Genomic DNA, 13,972 nt, shown 5'->3' with positions numbered 1-13,972 from the left:
CATCCTTACACTTTGAGCGCCGGGGTAAATTCCTTGACGAAATACGGCGTTAACACCCCGCTTTCCGGATGCAGCAAACGTTCCTTGTAATAGGCTAAAAAGGCCGAAGTATCATGGTCATTCGGATGAAAACCGGGACGCAGATAATCCAGAATATGCGCCCAGCTACTGCCATACACGCCATCTTGCAGACCAAAAATCAGCTTGATGCTACGCGGCAGGTCTTTCCAGTAACTCAGACTAAACAAATTAGACGGTTTGCGATAAAACGGCACCAGCAGCGAGGCAATGGAAATCAGCACCAGGATGGTGATGAGCGCCGGGAAGAAACCGGCAATGCGCAAGCCATAACTGTTGGATAACGACTGGAACACATCATAGGCAATGTCTTTGTGTTCCGATTCTTCCAGCATGTGCCACATCCAGATGGCACGCTGCTTTTCATCATGCGACTGGAAGAAAATTTCCTCATGATTCATCATGTACTCGGCCAGCACCGCGGTGAAATGTTCAATGCCAGCCATCAGCGACAGTTTCATCGGCTGTGGCAAACGGTTAAAGCCGTGATCAAAGACAAATCTGGCCCAGGAACGGAACAGCTCAACCGGCAGATCGGCATCCCGAAAGGCATCATTCAGCTCTTCATGCAATCTGGAATGTAGCGCCTCCTGGCCAATTAGGGAGGTGACCCGCTGTTTTAGCACGGGATCATTTAACAGCTCACGATGATAACGCGCGGTGTCAATCACCAGATCTTCGCCATAGGTCAGGAAAATCGACAGCGAGGCAAAATAGGCACTGGCCAGTTCGGCATTCAAGTAAAATTTGGGATCCATTTCTTCGGCCTTAAAGTCGAATTTCATATGCCGGATTGGGAGGGCAGCCGACTGTTTCTCGGCATCAAAAGGTGTCGCGCTGAAAAAATGGCGAACAGGCTGAGGTAAAAACTGAGCAATCTGCATGGCTATTCTCTTTGTTTTGTCCATTTGAGCCAGGTCAAGACACCGTGGTCATCGACCTGAATGAGACCAAAACTAAGCCAGCCCTGCATTGAAACCAGTTGCCAAAATCGTCATAAAATTGGCAAATCGTGACTTTAAAAAATATTGTCTGACAATTTGCTCACACTTTTTTCCGCAGAGCTCATTTCCTTGTCAATTGGGGTCAGCGCCTATTTGGACACTCTGTCACTGCGGTTACTGGGCAGATAACGCACTTTGCGTTCTTTGGACTGATAAATCCACTGATGATCGAACAGGCCCTGATTCAGATGTTCAAAACGGAAGTTACCAATCGCTACCGCATAAAAACCGGTGCCCTGCTGTTTCTGCTGCTCGACTTGGGCCATCAGTTCTGTCGGTAACTGCCCCATGATGAAATCGGACACCACCAGCACATCGGCATTGTGAAAATTTGGCTGGGCCAGCATCGACAGGGCATGTTCGATGGCGGGAATAACATCGGTGCCGCCATGAAAAGACTGGCTAAGAAAGTGAATCAGATCATCCAGCGAATAGCCTTCGAGTAAATTCAGGCTGGTCAGCTGGGTCGAGAAGTTAATTAAATACATCGGGCGTTTGGCTTTCATGGCCTGAATTGCCAGATACAGACTCATGGCTTTGGCAATCAGCTCCGGCTGGCCGTGCATGGAACCGCTGGTGTCCAGACACAAAATCATCGGGCCTTTTTGCCCCAGACGCTTGTGCCGTGCTGTTTGATCCTGAATTACCCGACTGCTGTGCTGACCTTGCAGGTTAAAGCTCATCAGGTTGGATTCCAGATATTTCAGGTCAAATAAAAGCGCCAGATCGGGATCGGCCAGTAAGGCCAGCTCGCTCGGCAGCGCCAGATTCAAATCCTGCGCCAGCTGAATACCGGTAATTTCTTCATGCCAGTGCTGCTCCAGCAATTCCAGCTCCTGCTCTGGCCGATGCTGCTGCACGGCCTGGCGCGGATAATGTGCAGGCTGGGCAGAACCGATTTTCTGGCACAAGGCTTGCAGCTCACGATCCTCCTGCAAATAGCTGGCCCATTGCTCAAACTGCTGGATATCCTGTGGTTGTAACTGGCCTCTGGAATAGTCAATAAAAATACCGGTTTCGATGCCGGTGGCATCTTTGTATTTGGCCAGTCGCTGCATCTGGCTGAGAAAATCGCGAATCTCATCCAGAAAAGCATCCCGCTGCAAGGCCAGCTGCTCAAATTCCCAATGAGCAATGGCTTCGGTCAGTTTACGTTGCCATTTTTCTGTTAATAACTGTGCCTGTAGCTCGCGCTGTCCGGCAGAGAAAGTAGCGCTTTGAGTCCAAAACGGGCTTAAATCAGGCAGCCCCAGCTGAGCCTGAAAATCCTGATATTGCACCTGCATCTGCTGAAACTCGGCGCTATTGATGGAGGGCTGCGCCAGCCAGTGTTCCAGTTGCTGCTGCACTTCCCTATAAGGATGCTGCTGATCGAGACTGGATTTGGCCTGATAGGCCCAGGCCCGGACTTTATCATCCAGATGCTGACTGACTTTCTGATCATCCAGCCAGTGTTTTAAGGAGGAATCGGCCAGCTCCTGATACAGCTGTCCGGTCAACTGCTCTAACGCTGTATGCTGACGCTGATGCTGCTGCAGGTCTAGCCTTGACATAGCTGTTCCAGCCGCGCGCAGTCTTGCAGTTGCAGCTGATAGCGCTGTAACTGCTGCTGCACATGCTGTTGTAACTGGGCACTGTCGGCGGCGGCAACAAAGACTGAAGCAAAATGTGCTGACTGGGCATTAAAACGCTGCTGTAACAGGGCTAAATCTTTGCTCAGTGCATTTTGTAGCTGGGCAAGCTCTCCCCGCAACTGCTGCACCAACTTTTCATCAATGACACGGCGTGCGCTGCCTTTCGGGTATTTAATATACGGTGTGACCACTTCTTCCAGCCCATAATAGCCGCCTTTTAAGGTACAGAGCCGGCCGCCATTAAAGTTACACACGATGCCGCGAATTTCCTCACCGGAAGCATCCACAGCAAAGAAATCCTGTTTGCTGTCCATTTTATTTAATAACAGATACAGCACTTTATCCTGATAATGATGATCCAGGTGAGTCACTGCTCTTAAGTACTCCTTGTCCTGAATCAGATAGCTTTCATAGACATCATCGGTATAGTAAAAGGCGTTCAGCATCTGCTGTTCCAGCTCGTCTTTGCGCTGAATTAGTGACTCCAATTGCAAATCGGCGTGCAAGCCAATCTCCAGAATGGCCTGATCAATCAGCTTGTGCATCTCCGGAATATCTTCCAGCTGATTCCACAGGCAGGATTTCAGGAGATACAAATCACTGACCAAGACCTGTGAGCGGCCATTTAAAAATGCCGCAGCTTTAAGCAGATAAGCCACACGTTGCCAGCGCCGGTCGGAAATATAGACCGACAGGCCATCGACATGCTGCTGTAAATACTGGCGAATCAGATCAATCACCTGGAATACCAAAGCCGGCAGCTCAATTTCATGAATCTGTTCGCGCCATTCGGCCAGTTCGGCCTGGGTAATTTTAAGCGGTTCATCCATCTGCAAATGAGCACTGCCCGGTTTGGCTTGTAGCAGCTGATGAAAATTGCCGGCCTGCTGAATGGGTTCGACCACCAGACGCAAAATAAAACGGTCATACAGCGCATCCAGTCCCTGATTCGGTTCAGGAATTTCATTGGATGCACCAATCAGCACACTTAAGGGCACCTGCTGCAGCTGCTCGCCATTTTTAAAGACTTTTTCATTCACCAAAGTCAGCAAGGTATTTAAAATGGCCGGGCTGGCCTTCCAGATTTCATCCAGAAAAGCAAAATCGGCACAGGGCAGATAATGCTCGGTTTTACGGATATAGTGATCTTCTTTTAGGGCTTTAATTGACACCGGGCCAAAAATTTCTTCGGGTGTACTAAAGCGGTTCATCAAATATTCAAAATAGGCATCGACCTCAAAAGCGGCTGCAACCCGTCTGGAAATCAGGCTTTTGGCCGTGCCCGGCAAGCCGTATAAAAAGGTATGACTGCCAGCCACAGCAGCCAGCAAGGTTTGTGCGATCACCTGTTCACGTTCATACATCTGCTGGGACATTTGCGAAATAAGTGTATGAATACGTGCTTTCATCGAATACCTGAACCTGCGCGAAAAACTGCATTGTAACGGTTTGCGGAAATGAAGAAAAACCGGCAAGCCACCGCAGATGAAATTTTTGCTACATATCTGCCTGCCAGTTTTGTTATAACTGGGAAAATTGAATGACCCGACCTGATCTTTCACCATGCTGTTATTGAAACTGTTACCGCTGCTACTGCGCCTGCTTAAACTGGAGCAGTTTCGCTGCCGGGCTTTAACCCCGGGCGAAATTGCGTTGTGCCAGCGCGTATTCGGGCAGCTGATTGATTACAGCCGGGTCAGCATCATGAATCATCCTTATTTGCCCTGGCAACCGGCGCATATTCTGATGGCGCCGCAAGGTTATATTCATGTGCGTGATCCATTGTACCGGGAAGATTATAGCCAGGCACCGCTTGCCTTTCAGGCGGTGCTGATTCATGAAATGACACATATTTACCAGCATCAGCAGCAGATTAATGTGCTGCTGAAAGGTGCACTGCTGCAAACCGCTTTTTATCTGTCTGCCGGGCGGTATAATCCCTACCGTTACCAGCTAATTCCCGGTAAGCCGTTTTTTGCCTACAACATTGAACAGCAAGGCGATATTGCCCGCGATATTTTTTTAAACAAGATTGACAATATTATTCTGCATCCACCGGCCTAAACTGCGCTGCAATAGCGCTTTCATGTTGCAAGCTGCCGGTTTTTTGTGCCATCAGGCCTGATTCACCGAACCCATGCTTTTGTTACTCAAGCTTACTAAATAAAGCATTATGCGCCTTCTCTCACGGCGCGAATTGCCGCTACTATGCAATTATCCTGAATATGCTCTAGCATCTGAATTAATTTAAGATAAAATAAACCCGTCTGATTTTTTGCATTGCAAAATAAGATTTTATCAAGTCGTATGCGTATTACTTTTTATACTTGAGCCAGTCGGCAGTACTTTTTAGTATCAGAATGCACCGCTGCCCGATCACCATAATTACAAGCGGCAGTCCGTGTATTCAAAACCCTATAGGAATAGGACGTAAATTAATGAAATCTTTTAAAATTGCCCTTGCACAGTTCTCTCCATACATTGGCAATCTCGAAGCAAATGCGCAAAAAATGCTTGAACAAGCAAATGAAGCGAAAAAACAACAGGCTGACCTGATCATTTTCCCAGAGCTTTCTCTGATTGGTTATCCAGCAGAAGATTTGCTGTTACGCCCAAGCCTCAAAAAACGCACGCAAAAGGCCTTTGAACAGCTCAGCCAGATTAAAGACATCGTTGTGGTATTTGGTTTTGTCAATGAAACTGAAGATGGCCAGCGTTATAACTCGGCTGCGGTAATGAAAGATGGCCAGATTCTGGGTATTTATAACAAGCAGAATTTACCGAACTACGGCGTGTTTGATGAAAAACGTTATTTTAACGAAGGTCATCAACATCTGGTCTTTGAATACTTGGGGCATAAATTTGGCGTACTGATTTGTGAAGATGTCTGGTCTTTAGCCACTGTACAGCAACTGGCCCAGCTGAATGTAGAAACCGTGCTGGTGCTGAATTCATCGCCATACGAAGTTGGTAAACCACAGCACCGTATTGATACCATGACTGCGCTGGCCAAACAGCTGAATCTGAACCTGGCCTATGTCAATCAGGTTGGTGGTCAGGATGATCTGATCTTTGATGGCACCAGCTTCCTGATCAGCAAAGACGGTGAACTTGCTTTACGTGCGCCAACCTATCAGGAAGGCCTGTTTGTGGTGGAGTATGAAGCCGAACAGCAGCGCTATAAAACGGGCGAACAGGCGGCAGCCCTCGACACCATGGCTGAAATTTATCAGGGTCTGGTGCTGGCAACACGTGACTATGTACAACGTTCAGGTTTCCCAGGCGTGATTCTGGGTTTATCTGGCGGGATTGACTCTGCACTAACCTTGGCCATTGCGGTTGATGCCCTGGGTGCAGACAAAGTACAAGCGGTGATGATGCCGTATACCTATACCGCGCAAATTAGTGTAGAAGATGCTGCACAGCAAGCCAAAACCATGGGTGTGACCTTTGGCATTGCCGAAATTCACTCGATTGTGAACAGCTTTATGCAAACCCTGTATCCATTCTTTGGCAATAGCCCGGTTGATACCACCGAAGAAAACCTGCAGGCCCGTGCCCGCGGTACGTTGCTAATGGGCTTATCCAATAAATTTGGCAACCTGGTCCTGTCGACTGGTAACAAATCTGAACTGTCAGTCGGTTACTGCACCCTGTATGGCGATATGGTTGGTGGTTATGCAGTTCTCAAAGATGTCTACAAAACCATCGTGTTTGAACTGGCCAAATACCGGAACAGTATAAGCGAACAGCCGGTGATTCCGGAGCGTGTAATTAGCCGTCCGCCATCAGCTGAACTGAGCCCGGACCAGAAAGATCAGGACTCTTTGCCACCGTATGATGTGCTAGATGCGATCCTGTATGCCTATATTGAAGAAGACCTGAGCCAGGACGATATTATTGCCAAAGGCTTTGATCAGGCTGTGGTTGAAAAAGTGGTGCGTCTGGTTGACCGCAATGAATACAAACGCCGTCAGGGCGCAATTGGTCCACGCATTACATCACGTTCTTTTAGCCGTGAACGCCGTTATCCATTAGTCAATGGCTGGAAACCGGGCCTATAAGCCCCTGATCTGATCCATCCTAAAAACCTCAAGCCAGTCTTGGGGTTTTTTATTGTCTGCTGGAATGAGGCTACTTAGAATACGCATCTTCCCCTGCCATCTAAACCGATCCTATATTTTTGAGTTCTACGTCATTCAAAAAAACCAATATCAATGAATCGTCTAGGTTGACTAAAAACAGATAGACAACGGTCTATGTTTAACCCTATGTTCAAGATATGCATGAGCTAAAATTGGATGCAATGGATTTCATATGACACTAAGAAATACCCTGCAGACTTTAGAACAGATTTATCATTATTTAATGAACGTCCGCATTTTCATCGCTATAGCCAGTATGAGCGCCTGAACGCGTTTTTCGCCGAAATCCATGATACAGGCAGTATCGAGTTTGAAGCTGGGCAGTCTTATCTGTTTAAAGGTATATTTAATGGCAAGCCTAAAGTGATTGATGGTTCTAAAGCGCCAGCCCTTGCGCATAAACAGGAATTCTTAAGCTGGGTACAGCAACAGCTGAATTCCTAAGCCAGCATTTTATTCATCGCTGGTATCTAAATTGCGCGGAGAGTTTGCACAACATTTTTTTGGACTTTTTGAACAGACAAAAAAAGAGACCAAGCTGAGAGCTTGGTCTTTTAAAATGGTGGCTATGACGGGACTTGAACCTGTGACCCCCGCATTATGAGTGCGGTGCTCTAACCAACTGAGCTACATAGCCGTAAACTGTGTGCGCATTATCTAAAGTTCGGACTTTATCGTCAAGATATTTATCTACTCAAATGAACACTGTTTAAGCAAAACATGACGTTTTTATTAATTTTTAACCGGATTTGCAATTTTTTACTTGGGTCAAACCCTTTCGCTGACTATGATGAAACTTTCCAGGATCAATCATTTGAACACAATGCAGTTAAAAATATGGATCAGTAGTCTGCTAGTTGCGACATTATCGGGCTGTCAGCTGGTTGCCCCACTCATGGTGGACTATAACGGGGTACGCCGCGATGTCGCAGAATTTATTAATGGTCATCTCTGGTTCACCATTCCGCAAAAACGCATTCTGGTCGAGTATGCCAAAGGCCAGCAGAAGATTTTAACCGCAGATCGCCTAAGTCCTGAAGCACAACAGGCGCTTGCACAGGAACGCTATGAAGGCCGTTATTGTGCTGCACAAAAAATTACCGTGTCCAAACTGGATCAGGTCGATGAGAAAATTTTTGTCTATGCCGACCAGCAGCAACGCTGGCAACAGATTCAACAGCTACAGCAGACGCTGAAGCTGGATGTGCAGCAGCTCAACTGCGAGCACAGATTTTAAAGACAAAAAAAAAGATCACATAAGGATGTGATCTTTAAAAATGGTGGCTATGACGAGACTTGAACTTGTGACCCCCGCATTATGAGTGCGGTGCTCTAACCAACTGAGCTACATAGCCGTAAACTGTGCGCGCATTATCTGCTGTAATGTTTATAACGTCAAGCCCTTCTACAGGCTAATTGTACAAAATTTGGTGAAGTGAACCGATAAGCCGGGTTCTGTCGAGAACGATCATTCCTCTAGGCGTACAATCACTCATACGCTCAAGCGACCTACCCGAATCCAGTACGGGCCGTACCTCAGGATTCCTATTTGGTCTTGCTTCTGGTGGGGTTTACCATGCCATGAACTGTTACCAGTCATGCGGTGCGCTCTTACCGCACCCTTTCACCCTTACCTTCGATTTCTTCCGAAAAAGAAACCTGAATGAAGGCGGTCTACTCTCTGCTGCACTTTCCGTCGGCTCACGCCGCCCAGGCGTTACCTGGCACCCTGCCCTATGAAGCCCGGACTTTCCTCCCCTGCTTTAGTCACGGAGACCTCCACAGCAGCGATCGTCTGGTTCACTTCGAGGGCGCATCTTAACAAATAAATGCACTAATTGCTCGTGCTTTTTTGATCAATCAGTTTTTGATACTTTTCCAGCAATTGTTCCTGGGTTTCGACATGATGGGGATCATGCGGAATACAGTCCACCGGACAGAATAACTGACACTGCGGTTTATCATGATGCCCGACACATTCGGTACACAGCGCCGGGTTGATTTCATAAATCAGCTCGCCCATGAAAATAGCCTCATTCGGGCACACAGGTTCACAGACATCGCAGTTAATGCATTCATCGGTAATATATAAAGACACGCTACCAACCTTGTTGATGTTTGCGTTCAAAGGCTTCGACCACGGTTTGCGGTACAAACTTGGTCACATCTCCTTTTAAACGCGCAATTTCACGCACCAGCGTGGATGAAATAAACGAATATTGCTCTGACGGCGTTAAAAATACCGCTTCAAAATTGGTATCCAGCTGACGGTTCATATTGGCCAGCTGAAACTCGTATTCAAAGTCAGACACTGCACGTAAACCACGAAGTACCGCCGTGGCCTGCTGTTCGCGGAAGAAATTCACCAGCAGGCCATCAAAGCCGACAAATTCCACATTGGGTAAATGGCTGAGTGAGGTTTTGGCCAGTTCTACCCGCTCATCTAGAGTAAACACCGGATTTTTATGATGACCAATGGCAATTGCGACCACCACTTCATCAAACATTCTGGCCGCCCGTGTTACTAAATCGATATGACCATTGGTGATTGGATCAAAGGTCCCCGGATAAATCACGCGAGTTTTAGACATCCATTTTTACTCTAGTTGGTTTTGTAGAGCCATATTTTAGCAAAAACTTGATTTATTGGTGAATAAACTCGGCCAATTTCACAAAAATCCTGCGATAGTGCTGTAATTCAGCGCTGATTTTGGAATTGTCAGCATGCCTGTGTTTGGGGCACAATAGGACTAACGTTGGAAGTGACTCATTATGGCGAAAGCAACTGTAGTTAAAAAAAATACCAGTGGCACGATTGCACAGAACAAACGTGCACGCCACGATTATTTTATTGAAGAAAAATTTGAAGCCGGACTGTCCCTGCAAGGCTGGGAAGTCAAGTCTTTGCGTGCCGGTCGTATGAGCCTGACCGAAAGCTATATCACCTTTAAAAATGGTGAAGCCTTCTTATTTGGCGCCCAAATTCAACCTTTACTGTCGGCTTCGACCCATGTGGTGCCTGAAGCGACCCGTACCCGCAAGCTGTTACTGAACCGCAAAGAAATTGCCAAACTGCTCGGTGCGGTGAACCAGAAAGGTTATTCCTGTGTGCCGCTGGTCTGTTACTGGAAAGGTCCGCTGGCCAAACTGGAAATTGCCCTGGTGAAAGGGAAACAGCTGCATGATAAACGTGCCACTGAAAAAGACCGTGACTGGCAGCGTGATAAAGCCCGTTTAATGCATAAATAAGCACGTTTGAACACAAGTACTTGATGTAAAAATGCCTCCAACATGGGAGGCATTTTTTATTGCATCATTGGAAAGCAAACTTATTTCTGTTTTAAGCCCACCAGATAAGCGCCAAACTTCACCGCTGTTTCCAGGTCACCTTCTGGCGGGGTAACGTCAACGCTGGCATTGTCAGACTGGGTCATTAAGCCCAGAAAGCTCGACATCCGGTTAATATCATGCGGACTACGGCCTGTTGGCATAAACGGCAAGCCCGACCATAACATGCCATGCTGCATGGCAAATAAATTGATCTGCTGTAACACCGCCAGCTTGTCACCGCTTAAACCGCCGCCATTGGTAAAGCCAGCAGCAATTTTGCCCTGCCAGCTTCGCGCCAGCCAGCGTTTTGAAGATTGTTCCATAAACTGTTTCAGTGCCGAAGTCAGACTGCCCATATAGGTTGGACAGCCCATGACCAGAATATCGCTCTGATCCAGCACATCCCAATCGACCTCGCTCACTGCCATTAAATGTACTTCAGCTCCGGCTTTTTCGGCGCCCTGCACAATATGCTGTGCCACCTTAGCGGTATGGCCATAGGGACTATGATACACAACACAGACTTTTACTTGCGACACAGATGTTTGATCAGTAACAGACATGGAAACTTTAAAAACCCAATAATTCAGTCAAGTTTAGCATTGATCAGCGATAAAAACGAATGTTGCCATGCGTCCGGTTTTGGCCTGACGACGATAAGAATAATACTCCTCGGCCTGCCGATAGGTACACTGATCACCACCTAAAATGGTGGTTACCCCCTGCTCGGTCAGGATATAGCGGGCAATCGCATATAAATCGGCATAGAATTTTCCGGCCTGTTTCCCTGCCTGAAAGGCGCTGCTTAATGCGGGATATTTCTCACAAAATACCTGCTTTACTTCGGCCCCTACCTCAAAACACGGCTGACTAATGGCCGCGCCTAACCAGGCCCAGGTCGGTGGGTGCTGCATGGCGGCAATGGTATTTTCAACAATACCCTGTGCCAGACCTTTCCAGCCGGCATGTAAATTGGCCACTTCAGTGCCATCCTGATTGCCCAGCACAATGGGCAGGCAGTCGGCGGTCATCATCATTAAGGCATGGCCTTTGCGCTGCGTGACCAGTCCATCGCCTTCCGGTGCATTAAAATGCAGCTCATCATTTATCACATGACACAAGGTGCTGTGGGTCTGGTTCATCCAGCTGATTGTATTAACACCGTATTCGGCCAGCTGTTCCAGTAACAGCATACGATGCTGCTGCACCCGTTCCGCTGCATCCTGCACATGCAAGGCCAGGTTAAAACCGGCCAGTTCCGGTACTTGCGCTGGCAAGGCCTGCTGATGCTGAATCCGCGTTTGCGCCACATAAACCTGTGCCGGTAATCCCTGAATAAATTGCATCTCAGCTCCTGTGTTCACTTAAAAGCGGCGTTGAGATCATACTTTCTCAACGCTGCAGAACGGTTTAATAGGCAGCGTTTTCGCTACGCAACACATCCACCAGCTGGCTGAAATCTTCCGGCCACGGCGCTTCAAACATCATGTCCTGTTTGGTACGTGGATGCACCAGCCCCAGTTTGGCCGCGTGCAGTGCCTGACGTTTAAAACCGCGCAAGGTTTCATTGAGCAGCTCGGAGGCTCCAGCCGGCACACGCACACGTGGCATATACACCGGATCGCCAATCAGACCATGACCGATATAGCTAAAATGAACCCGAATCTGATGGGTACGGCCGGTTTCCAGACGCGCCTGAACCCGGGTGAAATGCTGGAAACGCTCTTTCACGTTATAGTGGGTCACGGCGTCTTTGCCGCCCGGAAGCACTGTCATTTTGACACGGTCGACCGGATGGCGCTTGATCGGTTCATCAATGGTGCCGCCGGCAATGATATTGCCATATACCACCACGTCATAAATCCGGTACACCGACTTGTTGGCCAGCTGCTTGCTCAGGTCAAACTGCGCTTCCAGATTTTTCGCCACCACCAGCAAACCGCTGGTGTCTTTATCAATACGATGTACCAGCCCGGCACGTGACAATTCTGCCGATTTTGGATAATGGAACAGCAAGGCATTGACCAGTGTGCCGGTAATATTGCCCGCACCAGGATGCACCACCATACCAACCGGTTTATTAATCACTAAAATATCATCATCTTCATAGACAATATCTAAAGGGATGTTTTCAGGCTGACTGTTGGTCTGTGCTTCAAGTTCAACATTTAAACTTAACAGTTCATTGCCTTCGCACTTGTACTTTGGTTTGACAGTGTTACCATTCACCAACAAATGGCCATCTTTTAGCCACTGTTTCAGTTTTTCACGTGAAAAATCACTCCAGATGAGAGCTGCAACCTGGTCGATACGTTGCCCCAGATAGCTTTCATCCAGTTGAAATTGCAACGATAAACGTGTTGCAGTTGGGTCTGAAGTATGATTATCTGCATCCTCAGAATCATCAAGTAAATTGAAGTCAGTTTCAGGGATGTTGGAATTGGAAGATTGTGCTTGAGACATTTGATCATTCAGACAAAAGTGGTTTAATAGCGCAATTGTAGCTCATTGCCCGTAATAACAGAGGAATTTTTATGTCGCTACCACGTTATAAAATTACCATGCTAGCTCTTTCACTTGGCGTTGCATCTGCAATCGTGGGCTGTAGCAGTAATCCAAAAAAAGAAGTGGTCGATACAGGTCCGCAATCTAGCGAACAAGTTTATATTCAAAAAGCAGAACGAGCACTGGAACGCGGGCAATATACCGATGCTATCCAGCATCTTGAAGCATTAGAAACCTATTATCCTACCGGTGAATATGCCCAGCAGGCACAACTTGAGCTGCTGTATGCAAAATTCCAGCAAAAAGATTATGAAGGTGCAGTCGCGCTGGCCGACCGTTTTATCCGGATGAACCCGCAGCATCCAAATGCTGACTATGCCTACTATGTGCGCGGCGTGGCCAATATGGAACAGAACTATGATGGTTTAATCCGTTATACCTCGTTAAAACAGGCGCATCGTGATGTCAGCTATTTAAAAGTGGCTTATCAGAACTTTGTCGATTTCATTCGCCGTTATCCATCAAGCACCTATGCTGTGGATGCTGCACAACGTATGCAGTTTATCGGGCAAGAGCTGGCAGAAGCGGAAATGAATGCGGCACGTTTTAATATTAAACGTAAGGCCTGGGTCGCCGCGGTGGAACGTTCACTCTGGGTAATCGAACATTATCCGCAAACCCCACAGATTCCGGAAGCAATTGCCACCGCAGCCTATGGTTATACCCAACTGGGTGACCGTGCCACTGCACAACAGTATATTGACCTGTTAAAACTGAACTATCCAAATCTGGTTAAAGCCGATGGCTCTGTAAACCTGCGTGCTGCACGGAATGAAGGTAGCTGGCTAAACCGTGCGACTTTGGGTATTTTTGGTCGTGAAGCACAGGCCACCACCGAACAGCAGCAAAAACTGGCCAACCAGCAGGAAGAACCACGTAGCTGGACCAACCGTTTAAGTTTTGGTTTGCTGGACCGTCCTGAAAAACAGGAAAACAGTGAAGCGGCCGAGTAAACATAATTAACATCCATGACTGTCTTAAATTTGATTTAAACATTCCATTGGATACGCGGATGTGGCAGGGATGCCACACGTTCCCCATCACAACAAGGATGCTGTGTATGGGGAACAAAGACTTTTGCCTACTTTGGGTCTTTCCAAAGTAGGAAGTTCTCCATACAAAGCCCTTAACAGGCCGAATGAAAATAGAGGCCCAACACACTTAAAATAAAATTTGTCTCTTCCTTTTATTGTCCTAACATAAGTACAGCTTTGAA

Annotated in this window: 14 protein-coding genes, 2 tRNA genes and 1 other RNA gene; 6 read left to right on the top strand and 11 right to left on the bottom strand. The window is 47.4% G+C overall.

The window, feature by feature from the left end; genetic code table 11:
* Positions 1 to 5: 5 nt before the first annotated feature.
* From ACPEPR_RS01860 to ACPEPR_RS01850, 3 genes are all read right to left on the bottom strand, one after another.
* Entirely contained in the window at positions 6 to 962 is a 957-nt protein-coding gene (locus tag ACPEPR_RS01860) for a metal-dependent hydrolase (RefSeq protein ID WP_423561857.1), read from the bottom strand.
* A 209-nt stretch (positions 963 to 1,171) separates the two neighbouring features.
* Positions 1,172 to 2,635: a VWA domain-containing protein gene (locus tag ACPEPR_RS01855; protein ID WP_005176227.1), complete on the bottom strand. Its 1,464-nt coding sequence runs from the start codon at positions 2,633 to 2,635 to the stop codon at positions 1,172 to 1,174.
* Positions 2,623 to 4,125 carry an AAA family ATPase gene (locus tag ACPEPR_RS01850; RefSeq protein ID WP_163146055.1) on the bottom strand — a complete coding sequence of 501 codons (1,503 nt, stop codon included), beginning with the start codon at positions 4,123 to 4,125 and terminating at the stop codon, positions 2,623 to 2,625. The genes ACPEPR_RS01855 and ACPEPR_RS01850 overlap by 13 nt, the downstream gene beginning before the upstream one ends.
* Positions 4,126 to 4,279: 154 nt before the next feature.
* Here ACPEPR_RS01850 and ACPEPR_RS01845 point away from each other — a divergent pair, with 154 nt between their 5' ends.
* From ACPEPR_RS01845 to ACPEPR_RS01835, 3 genes are all read left to right on the top strand, one after another.
* Positions 4,280 to 4,780 (top strand): hypothetical protein, encoded by a 501-nt coding sequence (locus ACPEPR_RS01845; RefSeq protein ID WP_016659914.1) that lies wholly within the window; start codon positions 4,280 to 4,282, stop codon positions 4,778 to 4,780.
* Positions 4,781 to 5,154: 374 nt separating this feature from the next.
* On the top strand, positions 5,155 to 6,780 hold the full coding sequence (locus ACPEPR_RS01840) for an NAD+ synthase (protein WP_005176221.1): 1,626 nt from the start codon (positions 5,155 to 5,157) through the stop codon (positions 6,778 to 6,780).
* Positions 6,781 to 7,017: 237 nt separating this feature from the next.
* Positions 7,018 to 7,305, top strand: coding sequence for a hypothetical protein (locus tag ACPEPR_RS01835; RefSeq protein ID WP_087662151.1), 288 nt, complete (start codon positions 7,018 to 7,020; stop codon positions 7,303 to 7,305).
* Between the two features lie 116 nt (positions 7,306 to 7,421).
* On the opposite strand, the gene ACPEPR_RS01830 is transcribed toward ACPEPR_RS01835, so the two are convergent.
* Positions 7,422 to 7,498: transfer RNA gene (locus tag ACPEPR_RS01830), tRNA-Met, on the bottom strand.
* 186 nt (positions 7,499 to 7,684) lie between these two features.
* Between ACPEPR_RS01830 and ACPEPR_RS01825 the strand changes: the two genes are divergently transcribed.
* The gene (locus tag ACPEPR_RS01825; protein ID WP_225876425.1) at positions 7,685 to 8,098 is read left to right on the top strand and encodes a hypothetical protein; all 414 of its coding nucleotides are present in this window, start codon (positions 7,685 to 7,687) and stop codon (positions 8,096 to 8,098) included.
* A gap of 41 nt (positions 8,099 to 8,139) precedes the next feature.
* Here the strand turns inward: ACPEPR_RS01825 and ACPEPR_RS01820 are convergent.
* The 4 genes from ACPEPR_RS01820 to coaD all read right to left on the bottom strand — a co-directional run bounded on the left by ACPEPR_RS01820 (position 8,140) and on the right by coaD (position 9,452).
* Positions 8,140 to 8,216 (bottom strand) — tRNA-Met (locus ACPEPR_RS01820).
* A 73-nt stretch (positions 8,217 to 8,289) separates the two neighbouring features.
* Positions 8,290 to 8,668: RNase P RNA component class A (rnpB, locus tag ACPEPR_RS01815), an RNA gene on the bottom strand.
* A gap of 27 nt (positions 8,669 to 8,695) precedes the next feature.
* A complete protein-coding gene (locus tag ACPEPR_RS01810) occupies positions 8,696 to 8,959 on the bottom strand; it encodes a YfhL family 4Fe-4S dicluster ferredoxin (RefSeq protein WP_034597403.1) in 264 nt (87 codons plus the stop codon).
* 1 nt (position 8,960) lies between these two features.
* Positions 8,961 to 9,452, bottom strand: coding sequence for a pantetheine-phosphate adenylyltransferase (gene coaD, locus ACPEPR_RS01805; RefSeq protein WP_005176208.1), 492 nt, complete (start codon positions 9,450 to 9,452; stop codon positions 8,961 to 8,963).
* A gap of 181 nt (positions 9,453 to 9,633) precedes the next feature.
* Between coaD and smpB the strand changes: the two genes are divergently transcribed.
* Positions 9,634 to 10,110: an SsrA-binding protein SmpB gene (gene smpB, locus ACPEPR_RS01800; RefSeq protein ID WP_005176206.1), complete on the top strand. Its 477-nt coding sequence runs from the start codon at positions 9,634 to 9,636 to the stop codon at positions 10,108 to 10,110.
* Between the two features lie 80 nt (positions 10,111 to 10,190).
* On the opposite strand, the gene ACPEPR_RS01795 is transcribed toward smpB, so the two are convergent.
* From ACPEPR_RS01795 to rluD, 3 genes are all read right to left on the bottom strand, one after another.
* Positions 10,191 to 10,754, bottom strand: a complete 564-nt coding sequence (locus tag ACPEPR_RS01795) for a flavodoxin family protein (RefSeq protein WP_104500249.1) — start codon at positions 10,752 to 10,754, stop codon at positions 10,191 to 10,193.
* A 33-nt stretch (positions 10,755 to 10,787) separates the two neighbouring features.
* Positions 10,788 to 11,537 (bottom strand): peptidoglycan editing factor PgeF, encoded by a 750-nt coding sequence (gene pgeF, locus ACPEPR_RS01790; protein ID WP_005176194.1) that lies wholly within the window; start codon positions 11,535 to 11,537, stop codon positions 10,788 to 10,790.
* A gap of 64 nt (positions 11,538 to 11,601) precedes the next feature.
* Positions 11,602 to 12,654, bottom strand: coding sequence for a 23S rRNA pseudouridine(1911/1915/1917) synthase RluD (rluD, locus tag ACPEPR_RS01785; RefSeq protein WP_104470400.1), 1,053 nt, complete (start codon positions 12,652 to 12,654; stop codon positions 11,602 to 11,604).
* A gap of 71 nt (positions 12,655 to 12,725) precedes the next feature.
* Here rluD and ACPEPR_RS01780 point away from each other — a divergent pair, with 71 nt between their 5' ends.
* Complete coding sequence (locus ACPEPR_RS01780) at positions 12,726 to 13,709, top strand: outer membrane protein assembly factor BamD (protein WP_005176190.1); 984 nt, start codon at positions 12,726 to 12,728, stop codon at positions 13,707 to 13,709.
* Positions 13,710 to 13,972: the final 263 nt, after the last annotated feature.

The organism is Acinetobacter sp. AND/436 (assembly GCF_049546925.1).
Classification (GTDB): domain Bacteria; phylum Pseudomonadota; class Gammaproteobacteria; order Pseudomonadales; family Moraxellaceae; genus Acinetobacter; species Acinetobacter indicus.
Note: the sequence above shows the minus strand (reverse complement) of the source record. Positions and strands in the feature narration are given on the sequence as shown.

Excerpts from the sequence above, each read along its gene's own strand:
- ACPEPR_RS01825 (WP_225876425.1), top strand. The coding sequence starts at position 7,685 with ATGCAGTTAAAAATATGGATCAGTAGTCTGCTAGTTGCGACATTATCG.
- ACPEPR_RS01840 (WP_005176221.1), top strand. The coding sequence starts at position 5,155 with ATGAAATCTTTTAAAATTGCCCTTGCACAGTTCTCTCCATACATTGGC.
- pgeF (WP_005176194.1), bottom strand. The coding sequence starts at position 11,537 with ATGCAATTTATTCAGGGATTACCGGCACAGGTTTATGTGGCGCAAACG.
- ACPEPR_RS01845 (WP_016659914.1), top strand. The coding sequence starts at position 4,280 with ATGCTGTTATTGAAACTGTTACCGCTGCTACTGCGCCTGCTTAAACTG.
- ACPEPR_RS01795 (WP_104500249.1), bottom strand. The coding sequence starts at position 10,754 with ATGTCTGTTACTGATCAAACATCTGTGTCGCAAGTAAAAGTCTGTGTT.
- ACPEPR_RS01835 (WP_087662151.1), top strand. The coding sequence starts at position 7,018 with ATGCAATGGATTTCATATGACACTAAGAAATACCCTGCAGACTTTAGA.
- smpB (WP_005176206.1), top strand. The coding sequence starts at position 9,634 with ATGGCGAAAGCAACTGTAGTTAAAAAAAATACCAGTGGCACGATTGCA.
- ACPEPR_RS01780 (WP_005176190.1), top strand. The coding sequence starts at position 12,726 with ATGTCGCTACCACGTTATAAAATTACCATGCTAGCTCTTTCACTTGGC.
- coaD (WP_005176208.1), bottom strand. The coding sequence starts at position 9,452 with ATGTCTAAAACTCGCGTGATTTATCCGGGGACCTTTGATCCAATCACC.
- rluD (WP_104470400.1), bottom strand. The coding sequence starts at position 12,654 with ATGTCTCAAGCACAATCTTCCAATTCCAACATCCCTGAAACTGACTTC.
- ACPEPR_RS01860 (WP_423561857.1), bottom strand. The coding sequence starts at position 962 with ATGCAGATTGCTCAGTTTTTACCTCAGCCTGTTCGCCATTTTTTCAGC.
- ACPEPR_RS01850 (WP_163146055.1), bottom strand. The coding sequence starts at position 4,125 with ATGAAAGCACGTATTCATACACTTATTTCGCAAATGTCCCAGCAGATG.
- ACPEPR_RS01855 (WP_005176227.1), bottom strand. The coding sequence starts at position 2,635 with ATGTCAAGGCTAGACCTGCAGCAGCATCAGCGTCAGCATACAGCGTTA.